This window comes from Microbacterium sp. ARD31 (assembly GCF_031844425.1).
Genome location: NZ_JAUZVE010000032.1, coordinates 59133 through 79271 on the forward strand (window position 1 = coordinate 59133; position 20139 = coordinate 79271).

19 protein-coding genes are annotated in these 20139 nt (G+C 73.8%); 12 read left to right on the forward strand and 7 right to left on the reverse strand.

Annotated elements, in window-relative coordinates:
- Positions 1 to 3: 3 nt before the first annotated feature.
- The 3 genes from Q9S36_RS37945 to Q9S36_RS37955 all read left to right on the forward strand — a co-directional run bounded on the left by Q9S36_RS37945 (position 4) and on the right by Q9S36_RS37955 (position 2371).
- Positions 4 to 261, forward strand: coding sequence for a hypothetical protein (locus Q9S36_RS37945; protein ID WP_311289942.1), 258 nt, complete (start codon positions 4 to 6; stop codon positions 259 to 261).
- A gap of 173 nt (positions 262 to 434) precedes the next feature.
- The gene (locus tag Q9S36_RS37950) at positions 435 to 908 is read left to right on the forward strand and encodes a DUF6326 family protein (RefSeq protein ID WP_311289943.1); all 474 of its coding nucleotides are present in this window, start codon (positions 435 to 437) and stop codon (positions 906 to 908) included.
- Complete coding sequence (locus tag Q9S36_RS37955; RefSeq protein ID WP_311289944.1) at positions 905 to 2371, forward strand: protein adenylyltransferase SelO family protein; 1467 nt, start codon at positions 905 to 907, stop codon at positions 2369 to 2371. Before Q9S36_RS37950 ends, Q9S36_RS37955 begins: the two co-directional genes overlap by 4 nt.
- 14 nt (positions 2372 to 2385) lie before the next feature.
- Here the strand turns inward: Q9S36_RS37955 and Q9S36_RS37960 are convergent, their stop codons facing one another.
- Positions 2386 to 4002: an amidohydrolase gene (locus tag Q9S36_RS37960; RefSeq protein ID WP_396653923.1), complete on the reverse strand. Its 1617-nt coding sequence runs from the start codon at positions 4000 to 4002 to the stop codon at positions 2386 to 2388.
- A 52-nt stretch (positions 4003 to 4054) separates the two neighbouring features.
- Between Q9S36_RS37960 and Q9S36_RS37965 the strand changes: the two genes are divergently transcribed.
- Positions 4055 to 5482, forward strand: a complete 1428-nt coding sequence (locus Q9S36_RS37965) for a TIGR00366 family protein (RefSeq protein WP_311289946.1) — start codon at positions 4055 to 4057, stop codon at positions 5480 to 5482.
- Between the two features lie 48 nt (positions 5483 to 5530).
- On the opposite strand, the gene Q9S36_RS37970 is transcribed toward Q9S36_RS37965, so the two are convergent.
- Positions 5531 to 6394 carry a universal stress protein gene (locus Q9S36_RS37970; protein ID WP_311289947.1) on the reverse strand — a complete coding sequence of 288 codons (864 nt, stop codon included), beginning with the start codon at positions 6392 to 6394 and terminating at the stop codon, positions 5531 to 5533.
- 184 nt (positions 6395 to 6578) lie between these two features.
- Here Q9S36_RS37970 and Q9S36_RS37975 point away from each other — a divergent pair, with 184 nt between their 5' ends.
- From Q9S36_RS37975 to Q9S36_RS37985, 3 genes are read left to right on the forward strand one after another with little or no spacing between them, the layout of a single operon-like run.
- Complete coding sequence (locus Q9S36_RS37975) at positions 6579 to 7643, forward strand: acyl-CoA dehydrogenase (protein ID WP_311289948.1); 1065 nt, start codon at positions 6579 to 6581, stop codon at positions 7641 to 7643.
- Entirely contained in the window at positions 7640 to 8959 is a 1320-nt protein-coding gene (locus tag Q9S36_RS37980; RefSeq protein WP_311289949.1) for a PIG-L family deacetylase, read from the forward strand. Before Q9S36_RS37975 ends, Q9S36_RS37980 begins: the two co-directional genes overlap by 4 nt.
- The gene (locus tag Q9S36_RS37985) at positions 8956 to 9666 is read left to right on the forward strand and encodes a glycosyltransferase (RefSeq protein ID WP_311289950.1); all 711 of its coding nucleotides are present in this window, start codon (positions 8956 to 8958) and stop codon (positions 9664 to 9666) included. Before Q9S36_RS37980 ends, Q9S36_RS37985 begins: the two co-directional genes overlap by 4 nt.
- 9 nt (positions 9667 to 9675) lie before the next feature.
- Here the strand turns inward: Q9S36_RS37985 and Q9S36_RS37990 are convergent, their stop codons facing one another.
- Positions 9676 to 9999, reverse strand: coding sequence for a putative quinol monooxygenase (locus Q9S36_RS37990; RefSeq protein WP_311289951.1), 324 nt, complete (start codon positions 9997 to 9999; stop codon positions 9676 to 9678).
- 70 nt (positions 10000 to 10069) lie between these two features.
- On the opposite strand from Q9S36_RS37990, the gene Q9S36_RS37995 reads away from it, so the two are divergent.
- Positions 10070 to 11065: a 5'-3' exonuclease H3TH domain-containing protein gene (locus Q9S36_RS37995; protein WP_311289952.1), complete on the forward strand. Its 996-nt coding sequence runs from the start codon at positions 10070 to 10072 to the stop codon at positions 11063 to 11065.
- 3 nt (positions 11066 to 11068) lie between these two features.
- Here Q9S36_RS37995 and Q9S36_RS38000 read toward each other — a convergent pair whose 3' ends face one another.
- On the reverse strand, positions 11069 to 11320 hold the full coding sequence (locus tag Q9S36_RS38000) for a DUF3253 domain-containing protein (protein ID WP_311289953.1): 252 nt from the start codon (positions 11318 to 11320) through the stop codon (positions 11069 to 11071).
- A gap of 149 nt (positions 11321 to 11469) precedes the next feature.
- Between Q9S36_RS38000 and Q9S36_RS38005 the strand changes: the two genes are divergently transcribed.
- From Q9S36_RS38005 to Q9S36_RS38020, 4 genes are all read left to right on the forward strand, one after another.
- Positions 11470 to 13521 carry a PhoX family phosphatase gene (locus tag Q9S36_RS38005; RefSeq protein ID WP_311289954.1) on the forward strand — a complete coding sequence of 684 codons (2052 nt, stop codon included), beginning with the start codon at positions 11470 to 11472 and terminating at the stop codon, positions 13519 to 13521.
- A gap of 101 nt (positions 13522 to 13622) precedes the next feature.
- The gene (locus tag Q9S36_RS38010; RefSeq protein WP_311289955.1) at positions 13623 to 15890 is read left to right on the forward strand and encodes an esterase-like activity of phytase family protein; all 2268 of its coding nucleotides are present in this window, start codon (positions 13623 to 13625) and stop codon (positions 15888 to 15890) included.
- 20 nt (positions 15891 to 15910) lie between these two features.
- Positions 15911 to 16714 carry a ceramidase domain-containing protein gene (locus Q9S36_RS38015; RefSeq protein WP_311289956.1) on the forward strand — a complete coding sequence of 268 codons (804 nt, stop codon included), beginning with the start codon at positions 15911 to 15913 and terminating at the stop codon, positions 16712 to 16714.
- A gap of 61 nt (positions 16715 to 16775) precedes the next feature.
- Entirely contained in the window at positions 16776 to 18593 is a 1818-nt protein-coding gene (locus Q9S36_RS38020) for a 5'-nucleotidase C-terminal domain-containing protein (RefSeq protein WP_311289957.1), read from the forward strand.
- A 48-nt stretch (positions 18594 to 18641) separates the two neighbouring features.
- Here Q9S36_RS38020 and Q9S36_RS38025 read toward each other — a convergent pair whose 3' ends face one another.
- The 3 genes from Q9S36_RS38025 to Q9S36_RS38035 form a co-directional block, all read right to left on the reverse strand.
- Positions 18642 to 19109 carry a type VI secretion system tube protein Hcp gene (locus Q9S36_RS38025; RefSeq protein ID WP_311289958.1) on the reverse strand — a complete coding sequence of 156 codons (468 nt, stop codon included), beginning with the start codon at positions 19107 to 19109 and terminating at the stop codon, positions 18642 to 18644.
- Positions 19110 to 19129: 20 nt separating this feature from the next.
- Positions 19130 to 19738, reverse strand: coding sequence for a hypothetical protein (locus Q9S36_RS38030; protein WP_311289959.1), 609 nt, complete (start codon positions 19736 to 19738; stop codon positions 19130 to 19132).
- 70 nt (positions 19739 to 19808) lie between these two features.
- Positions 19809 to 20139, reverse strand: a 331-nt coding sequence (locus tag Q9S36_RS38035) for a hypothetical protein (RefSeq protein ID WP_311289960.1), incomplete at its 5' end; no start/stop codon positions are given.

Below are 20139 nucleotides of genomic sequence, written 5' to 3' on the forward strand. Positions count from 1 at the left end.
CCCATGCTGGAAGCAGGACCCCGCACCGAACCGCCCGACCGCCAGGACCTCGGGGCCCTGCTGGGCGACGTCGCCGTCGCGCGCGACCGGCTCGGCACCGCCCGCCAGGGCGCCCGCGCCGCCGACCAGCTCCAGCTGCGCCAGGACCTCCTGCTCGCCCTCGAGGCCTACGCCTCGGCCCTCGCCGCCCGCGGCGCCCCCCTCCCCTACAAGCTGCGCGACGAGATCGAGCTCTACCGCGGTCTGGGCCGCCGCGGCTGACCGGCCCCACACCCGGCCTCGCCCGGCCCGTCGGCCGATCGGCCGATCGGCCGATCGGCCGAGGACGGCCCGTGCGATCGGCCGGTGGGTTCGGGCCTGCCGGCCGAGGCGCCGGGAGGCCGTGCCCGGCGATCGTTGGCGGCACCGACCACCACGACCGAGGGAGCCGCCCGATGAGCACGCACCCATCCACGTACGCCCCGCTGGACGAGCAGCCGACCCCCGTGCGGGTGCGGCTGGCCGCCGCCTGGACCAGCTTCATGTTCCTCTACGCCTACGTGGACATCCTCAACTTCTACACGCCCGGCGTCGTCCAGGACATCCTCGACGGCCGCGTCTTCGAGTTCGACCTCTCCCAGACCTTCTCCACCTCGGCGCTGGCGCTCGTGGCCGTCCCGGGACTCATGGTCGTGATGTCGGTGGTGCTGCCCGCCCGGGCCAACCGCATCACCAACCTCGTCGTGGCCGTGGTCTACGTCCCCGTCACGGCGTTCAACGGTGTGGGCGAGTCCTGGAAGCTCTTCTACGGCCTCGGCATCGTGCTGGAGCTGGGCCTGCTCGCGCTCATCGTCCGCTCCGCGTGGACGTGGCCCCGCACCGCGCCGACCACGAGCGCGACCCCGGTCCCCGTATCGTCGAGGACGTGAACGCGCGCGTGGTCCCGACCGTCGAGCTCGGCAGGCGGTACGCCGGTGAGCTCCCCGAGCTGGCCCTGCCGTGGCAGGCGGCCGAGGTGCCCGTGCCACGACTCCTGGTGCTCAACGAGGCGCTGGCGGCCGACCTCGGCCTCGACCCCGACTGGCTGCGCAGCGACGACGGCGTCGGCCTGCTGACCGGCACCCGCGTCCCGGAGGGGGCCACGCCCGTCGCCCAGGCCTACGCCGGCCACCAGTTCGGCGGCTACTCCCCGCGTCTGGGCGACGGCCGCGCGCTGCTTCTCGGCGAGCTGACGGACAACGCGGGCCGGCCGCGTGACCTGCACCTCAAGGGCTCGGGACGCACGCCCTTCTCCCGCGGCGGCGACGGCTACGCCGCCGTCGGGCCCATGCTGCGCGAGTACGTCGTCAGCGAGGCGATGCACGCCCTCGGCATCCCCACCACCCGCTCGCTCGCCGTCGTCGCGACCGGCCGCGACGTGCACCGCGAGGTGGTGCTGCCGGGGGCGGTGCTTTCCCGGGTGGCGAGCAGCCACCTGCGCGTCGGCACGTTCCAGTACGCCCGCGCGACCGACGACCCCGCCCTGCTGCGGCGCCTCGCCGACCACGCCATCGCCCGGCACCACCCTGCCGCCGCGGAGACCGATCATCCCCACCTCGCCCTCTTCGAGGCGGTCGTCGCCGCGCAGGCGTCGCTGGTGGCCCAGTGGATGCTCGTCGGCTTCGTCCACGGCGTGATGAACACCGACAACATGACCATCTCGGGCGAGACGATCGACTACGGCCCGTGCGCCTTCATCGACGCCTTCGACCCGGCGACGGTCTTCAGCTCCATCGACACCGCCGGCCGCTACGCCTTCGGCAACCAGCCTGTCGTCGCGGAGTGGAACCTCGCCCGCTTCGCCGAGGCCCTGCTCCCCCTCCTCGCCGACGAGCAGGACGAGGCCGTCGCGCTGGCCGTGGCGTCGCTCGAGCGGTTCCGCGAGCACTACTCCGAGGCGTGGCGCGGGGGCATGCACGCCAAGCTCGGCCTCCCCGCGGGCCTGGCCGCCGACACCGCGTCCGCGCTCGTCACCGACCTGGTCACCCTCATGCAGGACAACCACGTCGACCACACGTCCTTCTTCCGCGGCCTCGGCGCCGCCGCCCGGGGCGAGTCCGGCCCCGCCCGCGACCTCGTGCTCGACCTGGCGGCGTACGACGCCTGGGCGGAGCGCTGGCTCGCGCTGTCCCCCGACGCGGACCGGATGGACCGGGTCAACCCGGCGTACGTCCCGCGCAACCACCTCGTGGAGGAGGCGCTGGCGGCGGGCACCGACGGCGACCTCGAGCCGTTGGGGGTGCTGCTCGACGTGCTGGCCGCGCCCTACGACGTCCGCCCCGGCCTCGAGCGCTTCGCCGAACCGGCGCCGGACTCCTTCGGCCGCGGCTACCAGACCTTCTGCGGCACCTAGCCCCACCGGCGTCCTCACGCCTCGAAGACGCACACCCCGTCGACCCACGTCGAGCGGACCCGCGCCGCCCCGATCTCGTCCGGCGAGCGGAACGGGTCCCGGTCGAGCACCACGAGGTCCGCGACCGCACCCGGCGCGACTGTGCCGGCGTCGTCGCGGTGGTTCACCCAGGCCGAGCCGCTCGTGTAGGCCGCGAACGCCACCTCGATCGCGAGCGCCTGCTTGGGCAGGAACGGCTCGGTGCCTGCGGGGCCGGGCTCGCCGTAGGACGTGCGGTGCACGGCGGTGTGGATCGCGGCGAGCGGGTCGGGGGTGCTGACCGGCCAGTCGCTGCCCGCCACCAGCCGGGCGCCGGCGGCGTGGAGGTCGGCGAACGGGTACTGCCGGCCCGCCCGCTCCGGCCCCAGGAACGGGATGGTCAGCTCGGTCATCTGCTCGTCGTGGCAGGCCCAGAGCGCCTGGATGTTGGCCGCCACCCCGAGCCGGCCGAAGCGGGGCACGTCGTCGGGGTGCACCAGCTGGAGGTGGGCGACCTGGTGGCGGCGGGCCGGGTCGGTGCCCTCCAGCGCGTCCAGCGCCTCGCGGACGCCCCGGTCGCCGAGGCCGTGGAAGTGCACCTGAAAGCCGGCAGCGTCGAGCCCGCCGACGTACGACGGCAGCCGGGCCGGGTCGACGAAGGAGATGCCGGAGTTGCCGGTCACGTGCCCGCACCGGTCGAGGTAGGGCTCGACGAGGGCGGCCGTGCCGTTCTCGGCCACGCCGTCCTGCATGATCTTCACCGCCGTCGCGGCGAAGCGGCCGCGTGACCAGTCCGCGCGCTTGGCGACGAGGTCGGCGACCTGCTCGATGCCGCGGTCGCGCTCCCACCACAGCGCGCCGACGACGGTCCCGGTGAGGTCGCCGTCGGCCGCGGCGCGGGCGTAGGTCGGGCCGGGGTCGCGCATGCCCGAGTAGGACCCGACGATGGCGTCCTGCCAGCTCGTGACGCCGAGCGAGTGGAGGTGGCGCTGGCCCTCGAGGAGGCCCGCCCGCAGCTGCGCGTCGTCGGCCGCCGGCAGCACGTGCCCCAGGAGGTCCATCGCCCCCTCGTGGAGCACGCCGCTCGGCGCGCCGTGGGCGTCGCGCTCGATGCGGCCGTGGGCCGGGTCGGCCGTGTCCGCGGTGATCCCCGCGAGCGCGAGCGCCCGGCTGTTGGCCCACATGCCGTGGTGGTCGCGGTTGACCAGCGCGACGGGACGGTCCGCCACCACCGCGTCGAGCTCGGCCGCGGTCGGCAGCCCGCCGGGGAACGCCGCCATCGCCCAGCCGCCGCCCTGGACCCACTCCAGCCCCGGGTGCGCGGCGGCGTACTCCCTCACGTGCGCGAGGTAGGCGGTGCGGTCGACGGGCAGCGCGGACAGGTCGCAGGCGAGCCGCTCGAGGCCACCCTGCACAGGGTGGACGTGCGCATCGGTGAAGCCCGGCAGCAGCAGCCCGCCGGCGACGTCCACGACGGCCGCCCCGGCCGGTGCGGCGTCGGCGCCGACCGCCACCACCCGGCCACCGTCGACGACGACGTCTCCGACGACGCCGAGGTAGGCGTGCCCGTCGAAGACCGTCGCGTTGCGGAAGACCGTGCTCACGGCCGCCATCCTCCACCCCGGCCGCCCCGAGGGACGGCAGGACCCGATACGTTCGTGAGCCATGTCGACGATCTCGGGAACGACCGACGAGCGAGGCCTGGCGCGCCTCGCCCAGCGCAGCGCAGCATGGACCGAGAAGTGGTTCCCCGACGCCTACGTGTTCGCCCTCGCGGGCGTGGTGCTCGTGTCGGTGGCCGCGATGGTCAACGGCTCGAGCCCGGTCACCGTGGCGGAGACCTTCGGGGGCGGCTTCTGGGACCTCGCGACCTTCACGCTGCAGATGGCGATGGTCGTGCTCACCGGGTACGTCGTCGCGACCTCGCCTCCGGTCGCGCGCATCATCGAACGCATCGCGCTCTACCCGTCCAGCCCGCGCGGCGCCGTCGCGTTCGTGGCGCTCCTGTCGTGCCTGGTGTCGATGCTCAACTGGGGCCTCAGCCTGGTCTTCAGCGGCCTGCTCGCCCGGGCGATCGCTCGTCGCACCGACCTGCGCGCCGACTACCGCGCGCTCGGCGCCGCGGCGTACCTCGGCCTCGGCGCCGTCTGGGCGCTCGGCCTGTCGTCCTCCGCCGCGCAGCTCCAGGCCACCCCCGCGTCGCTCCCGCCGGAGCTGCTCGAGATCACCGGCGTGCTCGACTTCGGCACGACCATCCTCACCTGGCAGTCGCTCGTCATGGCGGCGGTCCTGATCGCGCTCAGCGTCGTCGTGGCGTGGGCGTCCGCGCCGCAGGGCAAGGCCGTCCGGACCGCCGAGGACATGGGCGTGGACCTGTCCGACGAGGTGGAGCCGATGGCCGAGCGCAGCCGGCCCGGCGAGTGGCTGGAGTACTCACGGATCCTGCCCGTGCTCGTCGGCCTGCTCACGCTCGGCTGGCTGGTCCAGCAGCTCGCGACACTGCCGTTCCTCAGCGTGATCAGCAGCCTCAACGGCTACCTCATGGTCTTCCTCGTCCTGGGCCTGGTGCTCCACGGCACCCCGCGCGGCTTCCTCAACGCGGTCACCAAGGCGGTGCCGACCACGGCCGGCGTGCTGGTCCAGTTCCCACTGTACGCCGCCATGGCCGCGGTGCTGACCCGGGCCGAGGGCCGCGGAGGCGTCACCGTGTCGGAGCACCTCGCCGACCTGTTCACCAGCATCGGTGGGGGCGGTGCGTTCGCCGTCGTGATCGCGCTCTACACCGCGTTCCTCGGCCTGCTCGTCCCCTCGGGCGGCGGCAAGTGGCTCGTCGAGGCGCCCTACGTCATGCAGTCGGCCACCGACGTCGGGATGAACCTCGGGTGGACGGTCCAGATCTACAACGCCGCCGAGGCGCTGCCCAACCTCGTCAACCCGTTCTTCATGCTCCCCCTGCTCGCCGTCCTCGGGGTCCGAGCGCGCGACCTGGTGGGCTTCACGTTCCTGCAGTTCGTCTTCCACCTGCCGGTGGTGCTGCTGCTGCTGTGGCTGCTCGGGACGACGTTCGAGTACGTCCCGCCCGTGATGCCCTGACCCCCATCCGCGGGGCCGGGCGTCCGGGGCTGCGTGGAGGTGCCGGGGTCAGCGGACCACGAGGACCGGGCACTCCGCGCGGTGCAGGACGACCTGGCTCACCGAGCCCAGCAGCAGGCCGCTGAAGAACCCGAGGCCGCGCGAGCCGACCACCACGAGCGACGCGCCTGCGGACGCGTCGACCAGGGCCTGGCCCGGCGCGACCGGGACGACCTCCTGCTCGAGGCGCACGTCCGGGTGGTCCTCGCGGACACCCGCCAGGCTCTCGGACAGCAGCAGCTCGCGCTCCTGGCTGTCGACGCTGCGGGCGTCGCTGCTCCAGACGTCGGTCGAGGGCGCCCGGACCTTCCACGCGTGGATCGCCACCACGGTCTCACCGGTGTCCTCGGCGCGCCGGCAGGCGTGCTCGAGGGCGGCCGCGCTGGCGCGTGAGCCGTCGATGCCGACCACGATCCGACGGGCCTCGGGGTCGCGGGCCGGGCGGACGACGACGACCGGGCAGGTGGCGTGGCGCGCGAGGTGCTGGCTGACCGAGCCGATCAGCGCCTCACCGGTGCGACCGTGCCCGTGGCTGCCCGTCACGAGCAGGGAGGCGGACTCCCCGGCACGCAGCAGCTCGTCGACCACGTGCCCGGTCGCCTGGTCGAGGGTGGCCCCGCCGACACCGGCGTCCGACAACGTCTTGCCCGCCTGCTCGAGCACGGCCTTGGAGTCGCCCACCGGGATGTCGACCAGGCCCGCCATGCCCACGGCCCCGGTCATCCCGCCCCACGTGGGGGGCAGCACGGCGTTGACCGCGAGGACGCGCAGCGGCACGTGGGTGCGCAGCGACTCCGCCGCGGCCCAGTGCAGGGCACGCTCGGCGTCGGCCGAGCCGTCGTAGGCCACCAGGATCGGGAGTGTCGTCGTCATGCCTCCACGCTCGCCGGGCCGGCGCGCGCGGGGCAGGGCCCGAGGTCCCCGGATCGGCGGGCGAAGGTCCCGTCAGGTCGACGACCAACCCGTTGGGGGGTCCCGGCGGGGGTGGGCCGCTCCTACCCTCGGTGGCGGCGCGCCACCGCGCCCGCGCCCGGGGGCGCGCGAGCCGAGGGGACCCATGACCGACGACCGCCGAGACGCCGTCACCGAGGCCGGGAGCAGGCCCGTGGAGATCGCCTCCTCCACCGACGACGAGCGCCGCGAGCTCGCCACGCTCTGTGCGCGAGCCCGTGACGCTGCCGGCGACCTGCCCGCCGCCCTCGCCCTCGCCGACGACGTCGGCAGCCGGCTGCCGCCACCCGGCACCGGCCGCACGGCCCACCTGTGGTCCGCCCTCGCCGGCATCGCGGCCGCAGACCTCACGGTAGCGCGCGTCCTCGAGCCCCACCTCGACGCCCTCGCGATCCTCGGCCAGGCCGGGACGCCGGCCGAGCCCGGCACCTGGGGGGTCTTCGCCGCGGAAGGCCCGGACGAGCCGCTGCGCGCGACGCAGAGCGGGGAGTCGTACGTCCTCGACGGGCGCAAGCACTGGTGCTCCCTGGCGGGCGACCTCGACCACGCCCTCGTCAGCGCTCGCGTGGGTGAGGAGCGCCAGCTCTTCGCGGTGGACCTCCATGACCCGGGCCTGACCCCGGTGGCCGGGACGTGGGTGGCGCGCGGGCTGGCAGCGGTCGACTCCGGGCCGGTGGACATGGTGGGCGTGCCGGCTCGACCGGTCGGCCGGGCGGGCTGGTACCTCGACCGGCCGGGCTTCGCCTGGGGAGCCGTCGGCGTCGCCGCGGTCTGGTTCGGCGGCGCCGTGGGCGTCGCCCGCCGTCTGGTGGCCGCGTCCGGCTCGCGCGAGCCCGACCAGGTCGCGCTCGTCCACCTCGGCGCGGTCGACGCCCGCCTGCACGCAGCCCGGTCCGTGCTCGCCGAGGCCGCGGCCGCGATCGACGCCGGAGCCCTCACCGGTACGACGGGCTGGCGGGCCGCCCTGCGCGTGCGCGACGTGGTCGCCGGTGCGGCCGAGGACGTGCTGCGGCGCGCCGCCCACGGGATGGGCCCGGGTCCGCTGGCCACCGACGAGGACCACGCCCGGCGCGTGGCCGACCTCGAGCTCTACCTGCGGCAGTGGCACGCCGAGCGCGACCAGGCCGGCCTGGGCCGGATGCTCCTCGACGACCCGGCGACGACCTGGTGAGCGCGCCGTCCTTCCGCCACGACGTCGCAGGCACCCCCGCGGCCGCGTGGTCCGAGGTGATCGACGCGCTGCCGGCCTGGCAGCTGCCACCGGGAGCGCGCCGGCTGGTCGTGGCAGGCGCCCACCCGGACGACGAGACCCTGGGCGCCGGGGGCCTGGTCCACGCAGCCGCTGCCGCCGGCCTGCTCGTCGAGGTGGTGACGGCCACGGCCGGCGAGGGCTCGCACCCGCACTCCCCCACGCACCCGCCGGAGCGGCTGGCAGCCGTGCGGCGCGAGGAGCTGCGCCGCGCCACGTCCGCGCTGGCGCCCACGGCGCAGGTCACCTGCCTCGACCTGCCCGACGGCGACGTGGCCGCGCACGAGGAGGCGCTGGTGGCAGCCCTGGTGGAGGCGGTGGGCACCTCGGGCGCCGAGGTCGTCCTCTGTGCCCCGTGGCGCGCCGACGGCCACCCCGACCACGAGGCCGTCGGCCGGGCGGCCGCCACCGCCGCCGGTCGCACCGACGCCACGCTGCTCGAGTACCCCGTGTGGTGGTGGCACTGGGGACGCCCGGACCGGCTCCCCGACGTCCGGCCGGCCACCCTCGCCCGCCTGCCCCTGTCGGTCGCGGACCGTGCCGCGAAGCGGTCCGCCGTCGCCGCCCACGAGAGCCAGGTCCGGCCGCTCTCGCCCGCGCCGGGGGACGAGGTCCTCCTGGGCGAGGACCTGCTCGCGCACTTCGACCGCGACTGCGAGGTGGTCCTCGTCGGCGGTGCCACCGACGACGACGCGCTCGACCGCGTCCACCGGGACCGGCCCGACCCCTGGGACGTCGACTCCTTCTACGAGCGCCGCAAGCGTGCACTGTCGCTCGCCGCCCTGCCCCGCGAGCGCTACGGCGCAGCGCTCGAGGTGGGCTGCTCGATCGGCGCCCTCGCCGTCGACCTCGCCGCGCGGTGCGACGGGCTGCTGGCCGTCGACAGCAGCCGGGCGGCGATCGACCTCGCCCGGCGCCGGACCGTGGGCGTGCCCGGCCTGGAGGTGCGCCGTGCCCGACTGCCCGAGGAGTGGCCGGGCGGGTCGTACGCGCTCGTCTCGGTCTCGGAGGTCGGCTACTTCCTCAGCCCGCGCCGGCTCGAGGAGCTCGTCCGGCTCGCCCTCACCTCGCTGGAGGACGACGGGCACCTGCTGCTGTGCCACTGGCGGCACCAGCCCGTCGGGTGGCCGCTGGCGGGCCCGGCGGTGCACGACGCGTTCCTGGCGACCGGGGCGCCGGTGCTCGTGGCGCACGAGGAGGAGGACTTCCTCCTGCACGTCCTGGGGCGACCGGCATGACCCGGCCCGACGCCGTCGCGGTGGTCGTCCCGGCACGGGACGAGGAGGTGCTGCTGCCGGCCTGCCTCGACGCCGTCGCGGTCGCGGTGGACGCCCTGCGGCGCGAGCACCCGGACGTCCGCACCCGGGTCGTGGTGGTGCTGGACGCGTGCCGCGACGCCTCGGCGCAGGTGGTGGCAGACCGGGCGGACGTCAGGGCAGACGTGCGGGCACTGACCACGGACGCCGCGTGCGTCGGCGTGGCCCGAGGCGCGGGCGTGGACGCGGCGGCCTCCTGGGCGGCCGGCGTCGGCGCCCGGAGGCTGTGGCTGGCAAGCACAGACGCCGACAGCGTCGTACCTCCCGACTGGCTGACGTCGCACCTGCGCTGGGCCACCGCCGGGATGGGACTGGTGGTCGGGACCGTCGAGCCCCGGCCCGGCGACCTCGACCCCGTCGCCCGGGCGGCGTGGCACCGACGGCACACCCTCGCCGACGGCCACGACCACGTCCACGGTGCGAACCTCGGACTCACGCTGGCCGCCTACCGGTCGGCCGGCGGCTTCCCGCCCGTGCCCACGCACGAGGACGTACGCCTCGTGGCAGCCGTCCGGGCCGCCGGGGTGCCCCACCTCGCGACCGGCGCCGTGCCCGTGGTCACCTCCGGCCGCCGGATCGGACGGGCGCCCGACGGCTTCGCGGACTACCTCGACGGGCTCGGCGCCTGAGCCCGGACGTCAGTCGACCCTGAGCTCGCCCAGCTCGTTCCAGCCGTCCTGGTCGACAGCCGTGCTGACGATGTCGGGCGTGCGGGCGAGGTACTGCGGGAGCTCGGCCTGTGCGGCCCTGAAGTGGTCCGAGCCGACGTGGGCGGCTCCGGCGTCACCGTCGCGGAACGCCTCGACGAGGACGTACTCGTTCGGGTCGTCGAGGCTGCGCGACCAGTCGAACCACAGGCAGCCCTCCTCGGCGCGGGTGGCCTCGGTGAAGGCCCGGGAGATCTCGGGCCAGGCCTCGGCGTGCTCGGCCTTCACGGGGAACTTCGCGGTGATGAAGATCAACGTCTCTCTCCTCGGTGTGCGGACGACTGCGCCGAGCCTACGAGGACCGCCTAGGCTGGCGCCGATCGCCATGGACCACCACGACTCCCGCTCGCGCAAGCTGCTGCTGGTCGTGGACGCGCCCTCGCTGCTGCACCGCAACCACCACGCCCGGGCCCACACCGGCCTCCGCGACCGGTCGGGGCGGCCAATCTGGGCGCTGCACGGGATGCTGCGCCAGATCCTCGAGTCGATCGACTCCTTCGCGCCCGACGCCGTCCTCTTCGGGCTCGACGACCGCACCGGGTCGGTGCGCCGCGACGCCTACCCCGACTACAAGGCCGGGCGGGCCGAGAAGGACGCCGAGCTCGTCGACCAGCTCGACCGGGCCGGCGCCCTCCTCGACGCCCTCGGCCTGGCCACCCTGACACCCCCGGGGCTGGAGGCCGACGACGTCAACGCCTCCGGCGCCGCCTGGGCCGCGGCCAACGGCTGGGACTGCGTCATCATCACCTCCGACCGTGACGCCTTCGCCCACATCAGCCACCACACCCGCGTGCTGCGGCTCATCGACGGTGGCATCCACGGGTCGCCGACCCTGACCCCGGCGAGCCTCTACAACATGTACGGCGTGCGGCCCGCCAACTACCTCGCCTTCGCCGCCCTGCGCGGCGACTCCAGCGACAACCTGCCGGGCGTCCAGGGCATCGGCGAGAAGACGGCCGCGATCCTGCTCGAGGTCGCCGGGTCGATGGAGGCTGCGTGGGCCGACGTCGACCACCTCGGTGGCCGCTCGCTGGCCGCTGCGCTCGACGACTGGGCGGCGGAGAACGGCGCACGTCGCCTCGGCGAGACCGTCGTACGACGCCTGTCCGCCCCCGGCGCGCGCGAGCGCTACCGGTTCAACGTCGAGATGATGTCCGGACGCGACGACCTCGACCTCGGGCTGACCCCCGACGTGCCGGGCTCGCGCGGGCTGCTCCCGCTCGACCTCGACCGGGTGACCAAGGTCGTCGGCTTCCTCGACAACGACTTCACCACCGACCTCGCCGTGCGGGTGCTGACCTCCCGGCCGGCCTCCGGCTGATCCTCACCTCCGCCGGATCCGGATCGGCCCCTTCGCGGTGGCCAGGTCGACCACCCGACCGCCCTGCGTGATCTCCACGTCGCCGCTCTCGACCAGCCGCGCCGCCGCGGCGCGGGCCGGGTCCATCAGGTCGCGCCACGAGCTCTCGTCGCCGACGGCCCGGGCCGCGTCGGAGGGGCAGATGGTGGCCGTGGGCGCGCGCCTCGCGAGGAGGTCGAGGATCGCGTCCTCGAGCTGCTGGTCGACGTCGGGCACCGGTCCAGTGTGCCTCGGGGGTCCCCGTGTCCGGCGATTGCCGAGCAGTTCACCGGATGTCCACCTGCGCGACGCCCCCCGGCACACCGGCGACGACGAGAGTGAGCCCGACACGCGACCCGCACTCACTCGGCACGGAGACCACCCCCATGACGGACACCGCCCCTCGCCCGCTCCTCCCCCTCGTTCCCACCGACCTCCCGATGGCGGGACTCACGCACGGCAACCGCAGCGCCGTCACCTGCCACCTCCGCTGCGGCGACGCCTGCTCCGTGGCGGCACCCAACGCCACCGAGACGTCGTACTTCCGCGACGTGGCCGCGCAGGCCCTGCGACGCCGCACCGTCGTGGGCGCCGGCCTCACCGCGACCGCCCTCGGCGTGATCGGGTCCTCGCCGGTCGCCGCTGCCGGACGCGGTGGCCACGGACACGGAGGCGGAGGCGGTCAGCACGGGAGCGCCCTGCCCTTCACCGCGATCGCGCCGGTCCCGGCCACCGTCGACGACGTGACGGTCCCCTCCGGCTACGACTGGCACGCGATCATCCGCTGGGGCGACCCGATCCTGCGCGGAGCGCCGGCGTTCGACCCGGCCCGGCAGACGCCGGAGGCCCAGGCCGCGCAGTTCGGCTACAACAACGACTACCTCGACATCATCGAGACCAACCGGTCGGGCACGCGGGCCCTCCTGGTGTGCAACCACGAGTACACCAACGAGGGCATCATGTTCCCGCCCGGCACGGGCCCCGAGACGATCGTGCGCACCGCCTGGGCGGCGCACGGCATGTCCGTCGTCGAGCTCGAGCGCCGCCGGCGGGGCGACACCTGGCGCTACGTCCCCGGCGCGCGCCTCAACCGCCGGATCACCCTCGACACCCCGTTCGTCCTCGACGGTCCCGCCGCCGGGTCCGACCTGTTGAAGACCGCCGAGGACCCCACGGGCACGAGGGTCCGCGGCACCATGAACAACTGCGCCGGCGGCACGACGCCGTGGGGCACGGTGCTCTCCGGCGAGGAGAACTTCAACCAGTACTTCAAGGCCACCGGCACCAGCCCGCGCGAGGCGCGCTACGGCCTCTCCGCCACGCAGGACACCCGCAGCTGGCGGGTCCTCGACCCGCGCTGGGACGCCACCCAGCCGGCGTACGCCAACGAGCCGAACCGGTTCGGCTGGATCGTCGAGGTCGACCCCTCGGACCCGCGCTCGACCCCGGTGAAGCACACCGCGATGGGCCGGTTCAAGCACGAGGGCGCGAACGTCATCGTCAACCGCGACGGGCACGTGGTCGCCTACATGGGTGACGACGAGCGCTTCGACTACCTCTACCGCTTCGTGTCGAAGGACCGCCTCCACGGCCGCGGTGGCAGCTGGCGCCGCCACGGCGGACGCTCCCCGCTGAGCGAGGGTGACCTGTCCGTCGCCCGCTTCACCGGCGACGGACTCGAGGACGGCGTCAGCGACGGCACCGGCGAGTGGATCCCGCTCACGAAGGACGGGCAGTCGATGGTGCCGGGCTTCAGCCTCGAGGAGGTGCTGGTCTTCACCCGCCTCGCTGCCGACGTGGTCATGCCCACCAAGATGGACCGGCCCGAGGACGTGCAGCCGAGCACCCACAACGGCAAGGTCTACGTCGCGTGCACCAACAACACTGACCGCGGCAAGGTCGGCAAGGAGGGCCCCACCGAACCCAACCCGCGCGCGGCCAACAAGGACGGCCACGTCGTCGAGATCACCCCGACGGGCGGCGACCACACCGCCGACACGTTCACCTGGGACCTGTTCCTCATCTGCGGTGACGCCGCCTCTGCCGGCACGTACTTCGGCGGGTGGACCGGCCCGGTCTCGCCGATCTCGTGCCCCGACAACGTCGCCTTCGACAGCGTCGGCAACCTGTGGATCTCCACCGACGGCCAGCCCAGCGCCATCAAGCTCGACGACGGCCTGTTCAAGGTGCCCGTCGAGGGTCCCGAGCGCGGCCGCGTCCAGCAGTTCCTCGCGGTCCCCGCCGGCGCGGAGACCTGCGGCCCGGTGATCCACGACCGCGACGGCTCCGTCTTCGTCGCAGTGCAGCACCCCGGCGAGGACGGCACGTGGGACGCGCCCCAGTCGCGCTTCCCCGACTACGTCGCGCCCGGCGCCGCGCCGCGCCCCGGCCAGTTCGCCGGTCCGCGCCCGTCGGTCGTCCAGGTCACGCGCGCCTGACCCGCACCCACCTATCGCTCCACCCGGTCGCGCCGGGCCGCCACGGCCTGGTGCGACCGCGCACGCCTGCCTGCCCGGAACTCGGACCCGAAGGACCCGTCATGCCCCTCCGCACCCACCCACGCCGTACGTCGCTCGCCGCCGCTCCCCTCGCCGGGCTGCTCGCCGGCTCCCTCCTCCTCGCCGCGCCGGCCGACGCCCGGGACCCGGACCGGCACGGTCCCGGTCATGGTCACGGCCACACCCGGACCGTCGAGGTGCCGACCCTCGTCGGCCGCGCCACCATCGACGCCGACCACCTCGCTCCCGGCCCGCCGTCGGGTGCGCAGATGACGCCGGCCAACGGCCGCACGGGCCCGTTCCCCGGCCAGGTCATCCCCGGCTTCTCGGCGATGCTCGACAACGGCGACGGCACCTTCTGGGCCATGCCCGACAACGGCTTCGGGGCCAAGGGGAACTCCGCGGACTTCCTGCTGCGGATGTACCTCGTCGAGCCGAGCTTCGAGGGCGCGGGCGGCGACGGATCGGTCGGACTGCCGCGCTTCGTCTCCTTCGCCGACCCCGACCGCCTGGCCGGCTTCCCGATCGTCAACGAGGACACCGACGAGCGCCTGCTCACCGGCGCGGACTTCGACATCGAGTCCGTGGTCCGCCTCCGCGACGGCAGCTTCCTCGTCGGCGAGGAGTTCGGCCCGTTCCTCCTGCACTTCGACGCCGACGGCAGGCTCCTCGAGGCGCCCGTGCCGCTCCCCGGCGTGCAGTCGCCGCAGAACCCCTTCCTCGACGGCGCCCAGCCGACGCTCGCCGCCAGCAAGGGCTTCGAGGCCACGGCGTACGACGGCTCGCGCTACGCCTACCCGGTCCTCGAGGGCCCCCTCGTCGCCGAGACCGACCAGCGCGTGCGCCGGATCCACCAGCTCGACACCCGCACGATGCGCTACACCGGCCGGACGTGGGCCTATCGCACCATCGAGGCCGCCAACCTCGTCGGCGACGCGTTCATGACCGGCAGGAACCGCATGGTGCTGCTCGAGCGCGACAACTTCGGTGGCGCCCAGGCGGTCACCAAGCGCATCGTCGAGGTGGACCTGGGCCGCACCGAGCCCGGCGGCCACCTCGTCGCGGAGCCCGTGCTGGACCTGCTCGACATCGCCAACCCCGACGGCATCGGCGCAGGTGGCGGCTACGGCACCGGCGAGGAGTTCGCCTTCCCGTTCGTCTCCGACGAGACCGTGGTGCAGCTGCGCGACGGCAGCTTCGTGTTCACCAACGACAACAACTTCCCCGGCGACGACGCCCGGGTGGACGGCCAGCCGGACGACATCGAGATCATCCGCGTCGAGATGCGCCGCGAGCGCGTCGCCACCGGCGGTCCCACGGTCTTCGCCCACCGCGGCGCCTCGGGCTACCGGCCCGAGCACACCATCGCGGCCTACGAGCTCGCGGCACGCCAGTGCGCCGACCACGTCGAGCCGGACCTGGTGATGACGAAGGACGGCGTGCTGGTGGCGCGCCACGAGCCGGAGATCGGTGGCACCACCGACGTCTCGGCCCGCCCGGAGTTCGCCGCACGTCGCACGACCAGGCAGGTCGACGGACGCCCCGTCACCGGCTGGTTCGTCGAGGACTTCACCCTGGCCGAGCTCAAGACGCTGCGCGCCAAGGAGCGGCTGCCCCAGGTGCGGCGGGACAACACCGCGTACGACGGGCTCTACCAGGTGCCGACCTTCGACGAGGTCCTCGCGTTCGCCCGCCGGACCGAGACGTGTGACGGCGAGCCGCTCGGCGTCATCCCCGAGATCAAGCACAGCACCTACCTCGCGCAGGCGGGCCTCCCCGCCGAGCAGCCGCTGCTCGACGCGCTGGCGCGCAACGGCGTACGTCCCGGTGACACGCCGGTCGTGATCCAGAGCTTCGAGGTCTCCAACCTCCAGCGGCTGGCGCGCCAGACCCGGTTCGACCTCGTGCAGCTCGTCGACTGCTCCGGCGCGCCCTACGACCAGGTCGCCGCCGGCACCGGCGTGACGTACGCCGACCTCGTGACCCGCCAGGGCATGCGCGGGGTCGCGCGGTACGCCGACAGCGTCGGGATGTGCAAGGACGTGATGATCCCCCGGAAGGCCGACGGCAGCCTGGGCGCGCCGACCGACGCCATCCGCAACGCCCACAGGGCGGGCCTCACGGTCACCGGCTGGACCTTCCGCCGCGAGAACTCCTTCCTGCCGTTGCAGTTCCGGTCGTCCGCCGATCCGGCTGCGGTCGGCGACCTCGCCGGCGAGATCCGCACCTTCCTCCGCGCCGGCATGGACGACTTCTTCACCGACAACCCCGACATCGGGGCGACCGTGGCCGAGACCTGGAGGAGCTGACCCTGTGATCTGATCGGGCCATGGCCCGCCCGCTCGCCGTGACCACCGCGGTCGCCGTCACCTCGACGGCGCTGCTCGTGGTGGCGGTCGGGCAGGGCTGGCTCGGGCCGGACGTCGGCCGCGGCGCGCAGTTCTGCGAGGCCCCGCACCCCGGATGGGTGCGCCAGCCGGCGAACACCCTCTCCAACGCGGGGTTCGTCGTGGCCGGGCTGCTCGTGGCCGCCCGCGCCCGGCGGCTCCCGCCGCACAGCGTGATGTCGATGACCGTGGCGACGTGGTTCGCGTGCGTGGTGGTGCTCCTCGGTCCTGGATCCGCGGCGATGCACGCGACGCAGAGCGAGCTCGGCGGGCACCTCGACATGCTGAGCATGTACCTCGTCGCGGGGTTCGCCGCCGCGTGGGCGTGGGTGCGGTGGACCAGGCGCGGGACCGCTGCCTTCGCCTGGGCGTACGTCACCTGCGTGCTGCTGTGCGAGCTGGCCGGGCTGTGGCCGGACCCGGTGCCGGTGGTGCACTACTCGGGCAACCTGGCCTTCGGCCTGCTGCTCGTGGCGGCGGTCGTGCTGGAGACCCTGGTCTGGCGACGCGGTGAGACCGACACGGTCTTCCGCAACGGCGCGGTGGCCCTCGTCGCGATGCTCGTCGCGTTCGCCATCTGGCTGCTCAGCAACGCCGGCTGGTGCGATCCCGACTCGCTCCTCCAGGGCCACGCCGCGTGGCACCTGCTGTGCGCCGTGGCGGCCTACTGGCTGTTCCGGCTCTACGCGTCCGAACGATCGGTGAACACGGCCGAGGGGAGGTTGACCGAGGCCGAGGTCGTGTAGGTAGATGGACCGGCTCCCGGGCATCCCCGGGCGACTCGGATCTCTCGGAAAGCGGTTCTGCATGACCTCGCAGCCCACCCCCGCCCGTCGTACCGTCCTCACCGGTGCCGCCGCCCTCGCCGCCGCCGGCTTCGTGTCGCAGCCGATCCCGGCGCTCGCCCACCGCGGCCGGCACGGCACCCGGCTCACCGTGCTCGGCACCACCGACCTCCACGGCAACGTCTTCAACTGGGACTACTTCAAGAACCTCGAGTTCGACAACAGCGCGCACGACGACATCGGCATCGCCAAGGCCGCCACGCTGATCAAGGCCGCCCGCGCCAAGCTCGGCCGCCAGCCGGTGCTGACCCTCGACGCAGGCGACACCATCCAGGGCACGCCCCTGGCCTACTACTACGCCCGCATCGAGCCCATCAGCCGTCGCACCATCCACCCGATGGCCCACGCGATGAACCTCGTCGGCTACGACGCGGCTGCGCTCGGCAACCACGAGTTCAACTACGGCCTCGACACGCTCCGCACCTTCGAGTCCCAGCTGGACTTCCCTCTGCTCGGCGCCAACGCCGTCGACCCTGCGACCGGCCGCCCGGTCTTCCCGCCCTACGTCATCAAGCGCTACAAGGTGCACGGCGGGCCCGACCTCACCGTCGGCGTGCTCGGCCTGACCAACCCCGGCATCGCCATCTGGGACAAGGCCAACGTCGAGGGCCGCGTGGAGTTCCCCGGCCTCGTCGAGCAGGCCAAGCGCTTCGTGCCCGAGCTCAAGCGCCGCGGCTGCGACGTCGTCGTGATCAGCGCGCACAGCGGCGCCGACACCTCCTCGTCGTACGGCGACGCGCTGCCGTGGCCGGAGAACGCCTCGACGCTCGTGGCCGAGCAGGTGCCCGGCGTCGACGCGATCCTGGTCGGTCACGCCCACCGCGACATCCCGCAGCGCTTCGTCACCAACGCCCGGACCGGGCAGCAGGTCCTGCTGTGCGAGCCGGCGTACTGGGGCATGCGAGTGGCGGTCATGGACCTCGACCTGCAGCACCGCCACGGCCGCTGGAAGGTCGTCGCCGCCCACGGCCAGACGCTGAACTCGAACACCGTCGACGGCGACCCGGCCGTGCTCGCGGCCGTGCGTCGGCAGCACGAGACGGTGGTGGACTACGTCAACTCCCCCGTCGGCACCTCTGCCGCAGCACTGTCCGCCGCCCGTGCGGTCGTCGAGGACGTGCCGATCATCGACTTCGTCCAGTACGTCCAGGCAGACGCGGTGAAGGCCGGACTCACCGGAGCCGACGCCGCGCTGCCGGTCCTGTCGATCGCCGCGCCCTTCAACCGGGCCGCGTCCTTCCCCGCCGGCCAGGTGACGGTGCGCGACGTGGCCGGGCTCTACATCTACGACAACACGCTCCTCGGCGTGAAGGTCACCGGCGCGCAGGTCAAGGACTACCTCGAGTTCTCCGCGCGCTACTTCCAGCAGGTCTCCGGACCCGGCCCGTTCACGATGGCGCAGGTGACCAACCAGGTCACGGAGACCGCACCCAACGGGACGCCCGACTACAACTTCGACACCGTGGCCGGGCTGGACGCTCCCCTGACCTACGACATCGACATCTCCCAGCCGGCGGGCTCGCGGATCGTCGGCCTGGCCTACGCCGGCGTGCCGGTCGACCCCGCCCAGGAGTTCGCGATGGCCGTCAACAACTACCGCCAGTCGGGCGGCGGCGGCTTCCCGCACGTCAGCACGGCTCCAGTGGTCTACAACCGCCAGAACGAGATCCGCCAGCTCCTCATCGACTGGGTGACCGCGAACGGGACGATCGACCCGGCTCAGTTCGCCTCCGTCGACTGGCGGCTGGTCTCGGGCGGCCAGCCGATCACCGTCACCTGATCGGTCGCTCAGGACGCCGGCGCGGATGTTCGTTGCCGCGCCGGTGTCCTAGATGGTGTGGTCGAACGTGCTCTCCCCCGCGGGGCGGCCCTTGGCGTTCTGTGCCTGGTACCTCACCTCGAAGGAGGCGAAGGCCAACGTCACCGACTCGGTGAGCTGGTCACCACCCTCAGACCCAGAGGTCTGGTAGCTGGTGACCGTCACGTCCTTCATGGTGATGCTGTAGTACTCGTGCTTGGTGTTGCCCCCGGCCCTGCGAACGATGATCCTCGCCTCGGGGAAGTGGGTGCCGAGCGACACCGACCTCAACAGCTCGGTCGACGACAGGTCGATGACCTTGGTGATGACGATGTCCTGGAAGGTCGCCTTCGAGGAGCCGCCACCGCCGCCCGATCGCGGTGGCCCTGCGTTGCTCACGGCCCACGACCACGCGAGGATGTCGATCTTGCCGGCGTGCACCTTGTCCTGCGACTCGCCCTTGATCGGGCCGAGGTCCAAGAACATGTCGAGCGGCATTCCTCGATGATAGCCGCGACTCAGGAGCTGAGGAGGACCCTGCGCGGCTCCTCCTCGCCGCGCCGGCGTCCTGCGACGACCCCGGTGAGCAGACCGAGGAGCGCGCCGGGGACGAGCCAGCGCCAGCCGGACAGCGAGAACCAGGGGTCCGAGGCCGGCTCGGCCGGCTCCGAGATGGCGGCGGCAGGCTCGGCGGGCTCAGCCGGGACCGAGACCACCGCCGGACCGCCGCCGCGCGCGACGACGCGGTCCAGGATGCCGGTGATCTGCTCGGCCGGCCCCAGCTCACGCCACTCCCCCGCGGCGTCCTCGGTGACGGTGGTGGACACCCAGACCGTGTCGCCGTCGACGTGGATCCGGTCCCAGCGCCACGGCAGGACGTCGTGGATCATCCACGTGAGGTTGTAGGTGGCACCGTCGTAGCCCGGAGGCTGGGGGTCCCCCGCGGTCGCGCCCTCGGGCAGCAGGCGGACGAGGGCGTCGTACGCCGGGTCGTCGTAGTAGAGCGCACCGGCACCCGCGCCGACGTGGGTCACCAGGACGCTCGTGGGACCGCCCGCCTGCGAGGTGGCGGGCAGCCCGAGCAGGGCCGACAGGGCGAGCACGACGGTGGCCAGGGTCCTGCGCATGACGTCTCCTGAGGTCGAGGGGTGACTGGGATACACCGCCCACCGCGAGGAGGTTCCCGCCTGCCGTCGGTCAGTCGACCGACTCGGCCACCGTGACCGCCTCGTCGAGCTCGAGGTCGCCCTCGAGCCGGAGCGTCAGCTCGCCGCTGAGCCACACCAGGGTCGGCGCGGACAGCCGCGACGGCAGGTGGCGTACGTCGCCGGCGGGGCCGAGGACGGTGACCCGGTGGGGAGTCGGGAGCCAGAGCGCATCGCGCGTGCCCACCGCCGTGTGCTCGGCCTCGGGCGTCGTCTTCCAGAACAACGGCTCGACCGTGCCCCGGAACTCGTCGAGCCGCACCGTCCCCGCCTCCGTCGTCCAGCTCAGGGAGAGCACGGCGCCGTCCTCGGAGACCTCGGCG

What these genes read in the sequence shown, in the direction of transcription:
- Q9S36_RS38010 (WP_311289955.1), top strand. Translation starts at nt 13,623, where the DNA reads ATGCCCCTCCGCACCCACCCACGCCGTACGTCGCTCGCCGCCGCTCCC.
- Q9S36_RS37970 (WP_311289947.1), bottom strand. Translation starts at nt 6,394, where the DNA reads ATGACGACGACACTCCCGATCCTGGTGGCCTACGACGGCTCGGCCGAC.
- Q9S36_RS38025 (WP_311289958.1), bottom strand. Translation starts at nt 19,109, where the DNA reads ATGCCGCTCGACATGTTCTTGGACCTCGGCCCGATCAAGGGCGAGTCG.
- Q9S36_RS38030 (WP_311289959.1), bottom strand. Translation starts at nt 19,738, where the DNA reads ATGCGCAGGACCCTGGCCACCGTCGTGCTCGCCCTGTCGGCCCTGCTC.
- Q9S36_RS37995 (WP_311289952.1), top strand. Translation starts at nt 10,070, where the DNA reads ATGGACCACCACGACTCCCGCTCGCGCAAGCTGCTGCTGGTCGTGGAC.
- Q9S36_RS37975 (WP_311289948.1), top strand. Translation starts at nt 6,579, where the DNA reads ATGACCGACGACCGCCGAGACGCCGTCACCGAGGCCGGGAGCAGGCCC.
- Q9S36_RS37950 (WP_311289943.1), top strand. Translation starts at nt 435, where the DNA reads ATGAGCACGCACCCATCCACGTACGCCCCGCTGGACGAGCAGCCGACC.
- Q9S36_RS37965 (WP_311289946.1), top strand. Translation starts at nt 4,055, where the DNA reads ATGTCGACGATCTCGGGAACGACCGACGAGCGAGGCCTGGCGCGCCTC.
- Q9S36_RS37960 (WP_396653923.1), bottom strand. Translation starts at nt 4,002, where the DNA reads ATGGCGGCCGTGAGCACGGTCTTCCGCAACGCGACGGTCTTCGACGGG.
- Q9S36_RS37985 (WP_311289950.1), top strand. Translation starts at nt 8,956, where the DNA reads ATGACCCGGCCCGACGCCGTCGCGGTGGTCGTCCCGGCACGGGACGAG.
- Q9S36_RS38020 (WP_311289957.1), top strand. Translation starts at nt 16,776, where the DNA reads ATGACCTCGCAGCCCACCCCCGCCCGTCGTACCGTCCTCACCGGTGCC.
- Q9S36_RS38005 (WP_311289954.1), top strand. Translation starts at nt 11,470, where the DNA reads ATGACGGACACCGCCCCTCGCCCGCTCCTCCCCCTCGTTCCCACCGAC.
- Q9S36_RS38015 (WP_311289956.1), top strand. Translation starts at nt 15,911, where the DNA reads ATGGCCCGCCCGCTCGCCGTGACCACCGCGGTCGCCGTCACCTCGACG.
- Q9S36_RS37945 (WP_311289942.1), top strand. Translation starts at nt 4, where the DNA reads ATGCTGGAAGCAGGACCCCGCACCGAACCGCCCGACCGCCAGGACCTC.